The organism is Terriglobales bacterium (assembly GCA_035624475.1).
Taxonomy (GTDB): domain Bacteria; phylum Acidobacteriota; class Terriglobia; order Terriglobales; family Acidobacteriaceae; genus DASPRL01.
Genome location: DASPRL010000045.1, coordinates 1 through 4,773, shown reverse-complemented (window position 1 = coordinate 4,773; position 4,773 = coordinate 1). Strand labels below are relative to the sequence as shown.

Here is a 4,773-nt window from a genome sequence, read left to right as displayed (position 1 = left end):
GATCGCGCAGCACAACCGCCTGGGCGTGAGCGTGACCGTCACCACCCTGGACGCGCGCCTGGCGCGCATCCTCGAGCCGCGCGCCCCCCGCCCCGACCTGCGCCTTGACGCCGTGCGCCGGCTCAGCCAGGCCGGCATCGTCACCAGCGTGAGCTGCTGTCCGGTCCTGCCGGGCATCACCGACAAGCCCCGCGACCTGGCGGCGGTGGTGCGCGCCGCCGCCGAGGCCGGCGCCAAGCACCTCTTCGCCAACCCGCTCTTCCTCAAGCCCTGCTCGGCGAGCGTCTTTCTGCCCTTCCTGGACCGCGAGTTCCCCGCGCTGGTCGAGGCCTACCGCCGCCGCTACGCCGACCGCGCCTTCCTGCCGGCCTCCTACCGCAAGCGCATCTCGCAGTTGGTTTCGGGGCTGAAGAAGAAGTACGGGCTCGTTGGCAGGCTGCACTCCGAGCTCGCACACGACTATCCCGGCGAGCCGGCCGCGCTGGAGCAACTGGCGCTGTTCTAGGGGCGCCCCGGAGTGACAGCCTTGAAAGGGCACGGCTTCAGCCGCGCCGTAACCGCAGCCCTCTTTATGATTTGTCATCCTGAGCGAGCGATGTCCTGCGGCTTCGCCGCAGGACATCGCGAGTCGAAGGACCCCTGTTCCTTCTGCATTGTTCAAGATGACCGGAGGCATTTTCGAGGCGTTCTCTCGCTATAGGGGTCCTTCGGTCGCCCTCGCTGTCCGTGCCGCTGCACTCCGCGGCGTTCGGGCTCCCTCGGGACAACAACTCACGGGAAGACGCTGCGCCGGCACGGCTGAAGCCGTGCCCCTTCAAAGCCAGGGGTTGGAATCGCCCTAGATCAGCACTTCCTCGAGCGGCCGCCGGGGCGTGGGCTTAGGATCATGGCCGTAGCCCAGGCGCAGCAGCAGTTGCGGGAAGCCGGCAAGACCCAGGGCGTCGCGCAGCTTGGGGCGGAGTTCCGCCACCTCGATGGGCTGGTTCAGGTACGACGCCGAGACGCCGTCGGCGCGCGCCCGCAGCAGCACCCGCCCCAGCGCCTGCCCTGCCGCCAGCCAGTCGGCGGGACGGTCGTAGTCGGTGGCCAGCACCGCCAGCAAGGGCGAGCCCTCGGCGATCTCGTGGTCACGGGCGGCCCGCCGCTCCCCCATATCGAAGGTGCGCACCAGCAGCGGCCCGGCATAGGCAGCCAGGTCGCCCAGGCCCAGTCCGTAGCCGGGGATGCCATCGCGGCTGCCGCTCAGGTTGGAACGCATCCAGGAGGCCAGTTCCTGGCGGAAGGCGTGGTCGGCCATCTGCCGGCGGTCGCCTTCGGCCACCAGGGCAGCCACCGCGTCGCGCTCCTGCTGGTCGCGCACGGGACGGAACCATGCGCCCTCGGCCGTGGCCGCCTCCTCCAGCCGCGCCACCAGCGCCGCCGCCACCGTCCAGCGTTCGAAGCGCTGGCGGTTGGTGCGCCGCTTGTCGATGGCGTGGAAGAGCTCCTCGTTCTCCGGCGAGGGCACCTCCCGGCCGCCCAGCCGGACGCGCGCCAGCAGGTTCTGGTCGTGAGGCTCGGGAAAGCAATCCACCTCGCCGCTGTAGGTGAAGTGGTGCAGGGTGACGCGCAGCAGGAACAGCGCCGCGCCGCAGCTCAGGATCAGCTCGCGGTCTTCGGGATCGGCCTGGGGCAGCGAGCGCTGGCGGTCGGCGTAGAGTTCGGCTGCGTCCTCCATCAGGCTGAAGAGCCAGGGTTGGCTATTGTGGCTGGAGGGCGCCAGCACCGCCCAGTGCAGCATGAACTTCAGCTTTTCCTTGGGGCTGCCCTTGCTGGGGTAGTCCAGTTCCGAGACATACCAGGGATCGAGGCGATAAGCCAGAGCCGAGGAGGACATGGCTGACCTCCTGCCTACACTGCCAGTCTCGCGCCGGGCGCGGGCCGGCGTCCATGACGGCGGTCACGCCTGCCTGTGAGGTCCGAAACGGGAAGGCTAGGCCGCCCCCAGGACCTCCGCGTACAGCCGGTGGAAGTGGTGCAGGCAGCGCTCCTGCTTCACGCTGTAGCGGCCGCGCGAGTAGCTGCGGGAGCGCAGGTTGCGCTGCACCGCCTCGCAGATAGCGCCGTCCTCGAGCTGGATCTCGTCGCTGAACTTCACCGTGCGCGCGGGCGCGTCGCCGGCCAGCAACTCTTCCGCGAAATACCACTCGAAGATGGCCACCGAGCGCTCCGGCCCCAGCGGCAGCACGATGTTCAGCGAGACGTTGTCGGGATAGCAGTTCAGCATCCAGTTAGGGAAGATCCAGAAATACTCGGCACGCTCCTCGCCCGTGGCTTGCGCGTAGCGGCGGGGCGCGTTGGCCTCCGCCGCGGGACGGATGGGGCTGGCCTGCAGCGAGTGCCGCTCGTAGGTCTCGGTGACGTAGCTGCCGTAGTCCAACTCGCGGTTCAGGCTGGGATGCACGCTGGGCAGGTGGTAGCCCTCGAGAAAATTATCGATGTAGGTCTTCCAGTTGCACTCCATGACGTAGTCGCGGCGCTCCACCAGGCGCAGCCGGGAGAGGTCATAGCGCGCCGCCTGCTGCGGCAGCTCCCGCAGCGCCTCGAGCAGCGGCTCCGCCTTGGCATCCAGGTTGACGAACACCAGCCCGCCCCACTCCGCCGCCTGCACCGGGACCAGTCCGAACTCCTCCGCGCGGAAGCCTTCCACGCCTTCGCATTCGGGGGCGTGGAGCAGCGTGCCGTCCAGCCCGTAGGTCCATCCGTGATAGCCGCAGCGGAAGAGCTTGCGCGAGCCCGCGCCCGTGGCCGGCGGCCCGGCGCGGTGGCGGCAGACGTTGTAGAAGCCGCGCAGCTTGCCGCCGGCATCGCGTACCAGCAGCAGGGGCTCGCCCGCGACCTCGGCGGTGAAGTAGTCGCCCGGCTGCGTCACCTGCGCCGAGCGTCCCACTACCTGCCAGGTGCGCGCGAAGATGCGCTGCTTCTCCGTCTCCAGGACGGCGGGATCGGTGTAGAAGCGCGCGGGCAGGGTGGAAGCGTGCGCCACCTCAGGATGGATGAGCGTGCTCGTCTCCCGCTCCCGCTCCCGCTCTGGCATGGGCCGGAAGTCCTAGACTCCCATCTTCTGCCGCACCCAGTTGCCGATCAACGGGTAGGCCGCCCACTCGCCGTTGTTGGCCTTGATGCCGTAGAGGATGCCCAGGATCAGGCAGGCCAGGCCGCCGCCCATGGCCACCAGCCACACCAGGCCGAACAGCAGCATGCCCAGCACCGGAGGCGCGCCCCCGCCGTGCGAACCCTGGGCTGCCGCCCCGGCCACCGTGAAGACGATGGCGGCGATGACCAGCACGACGATCAGCAGGGCGTATGCCACCTGGAAGGCCAGCGCCTGCAGCGCGTGGAAGCTGACGAACTTCGACTGCTTGCGGATCAGCCAGATGATCAGCGGCCCCAGGAAGCCGGTGAAGATCATCAGCACGTGCGCCAGCATGGCCATGGAGCGCTCGTCCTGGGTGGGTGCCGCTTGCGTGGGTGCCGTCGCCGGACTGCTCATGTTCCCCTCCTGCCTCAGATATGAAGGACCTGCCGCGCCCACTTGCCGAGCACGGGATAATTGGCCCATTCCCCGCGTCCCGCCTTGATGCCGTAGACGATGGCCAGCGTCAGGATGGTCACCCAGCTCGCCATGATGAAGAGCCAGAGCAAGGGGAAGACCAGGAAAAGCATCACGGGAGGTCCGCCTCCGCGCGGCTGGCCCGCCGTGGCCGCGATGCTGCCGAACATCATCGCGAACCAGGTCACCATGAAGACCATGGAGAACAGCAGGTTCGCGATCTGCAGGAACAGCACCTGCAGCGCATGGAAGCTTACAAAGCGCGATTCCCGCCGCAGGAAGAAGATGATCAACGGGGCGATGAACCCGCCCACCAGCTGCAGCACATGGGCCAAGGTGGCCATGCTGCGCTCGTCCGCGGTGGGTTCCGGAAGGGCCGTGACTGCTGCGACCTCGCTCATCGCCGCTCCCCCCTGGTGGGGATTGTAAACGCGACGTCAACCACCGGCGCAGAAGATCCGGTCGGAAGAGGAACCTCAGCTCTCCTGCGGCAAGGGCAGCGGATGCGCCAGCGAGAGCGCGCTCAGCACCCGGATCACCGGCCACGCGGGGTCGAACTCCCAGCGCCGCATGCTGAACTTGGCCGAGGCGGGATACTGGTGATGATTGTTGTGCAGCCCTTCCCCGCCCGAGAACCAGGCCACGCTGCGCAGGTTGGTGGCGGTGTTGTCGAAGTTCTTGTAGCCCAGCACGTGGCAGGCCCCGTTGATCACCGCGTTCATGCCCACGTAGGCCACCGCCTGCACCACGAAGGTGCTGACGCCGATCACCGGCGCGATCCAGCCCTGGTGAAAGAGATTGAAGCCGGCGGCGAACAGGGTCACGCCGAAGGCCAGCCCCAGCCAGCCGCGGTTCAGCAGGCGGTCGCCAAAGCTCGGCGGGATGTCGCGCGTGTACTTCTCCACCACCTCGGGCTTGGCGGCTTCGCGCGAATAGTAGATGGCGTTCCACAGCAGGACGTTCCACAGGCCCTTCAGGTGCGGGCTGTGGGGATCGCCCTCCACGTCGGCGAAGTGGTGGTGCTTGCGGTGCACCGCGACCCACTCCCGGGTCACGATCCCGGTGAACAGCCAGAGCTGCAGCCGCATGAAGAAGATCACCACGGGATGCAGCCGCAGTCCCTTGTGCGCCATGGTGCGATGCAGGTAGATGGTGGTGCTCATGCTGGAAAGCTGCATGGA

At 68.1% G+C, this 4,773-nt stretch carries 6 protein-coding genes; 1 reads left to right on the top strand and 5 read right to left on the bottom strand.

Translation table 11 applies throughout. From position 1 onward, the window contains the following. The coding region (locus VEG08_02125; protein HXZ26774.1) for a radical SAM protein at positions 1-505 on the top strand (505 nt) is incomplete at its 5' end. A gap of 333 nt (positions 506-838) precedes the next feature. Here the strand turns inward: VEG08_02125 and VEG08_02120 are convergent. The 5 genes from VEG08_02120 to VEG08_02100 all read right to left on the bottom strand — a co-directional run. Continuing rightward, entirely contained in the window at positions 839-1,876 is a 1,038-nt protein-coding gene (locus tag VEG08_02120; GenBank protein ID HXZ26773.1) for a nitroreductase family protein, read from the bottom strand. 96 nt (positions 1,877-1,972) lie between these two features. Next, positions 1,973-3,076, bottom strand: coding sequence for an aromatic ring-hydroxylating dioxygenase subunit alpha (locus VEG08_02115; protein HXZ26772.1), 1,104 nt, complete (start codon positions 3,074-3,076; stop codon positions 1,973-1,975). Positions 3,077-3,088: 12 nt separating this feature from the next. After that, complete coding sequence (locus VEG08_02110) at positions 3,089-3,532, bottom strand: DUF4870 domain-containing protein (protein ID HXZ26771.1); 444 nt, start codon at positions 3,530-3,532, stop codon at positions 3,089-3,091. 14 nt (positions 3,533-3,546) lie between these two features. Next, positions 3,547-3,936, bottom strand: coding sequence for a DUF4870 domain-containing protein (locus tag VEG08_02105; protein HXZ26770.1), 390 nt, complete (start codon positions 3,934-3,936; stop codon positions 3,547-3,549). A gap of 132 nt (positions 3,937-4,068) precedes the next feature. After that, positions 4,069-4,773, bottom strand: a 705-nt coding sequence (locus VEG08_02100; GenBank protein ID HXZ26769.1) for a fatty acid desaturase, incomplete at its 5' end; no start/stop codon positions are given.

Bases quoted from the DNA above. Each gene is read 5' to 3' on its own strand.
- VEG08_02105 (HXZ26770.1), bottom strand. From the start codon at position 3,936: ATGGCCACCTTGGCCCATGTGCTGCAGCTGGTGGGCGGGTTCATCGCC.
- VEG08_02115 (HXZ26772.1), bottom strand. From the start codon at position 3,076: ATGCCAGAGCGGGAGCGGGAGCGGGAGACGAGCACGCTCATCCATCCT.
- VEG08_02110 (HXZ26771.1), bottom strand. From the start codon at position 3,532: ATGAGCAGTCCGGCGACGGCACCCACGCAAGCGGCACCCACCCAGGAC.
- VEG08_02120 (HXZ26773.1), bottom strand. From the start codon at position 1,876: ATGTCCTCCTCGGCTCTGGCTTATCGCCTCGATCCCTGGTATGTCTCG.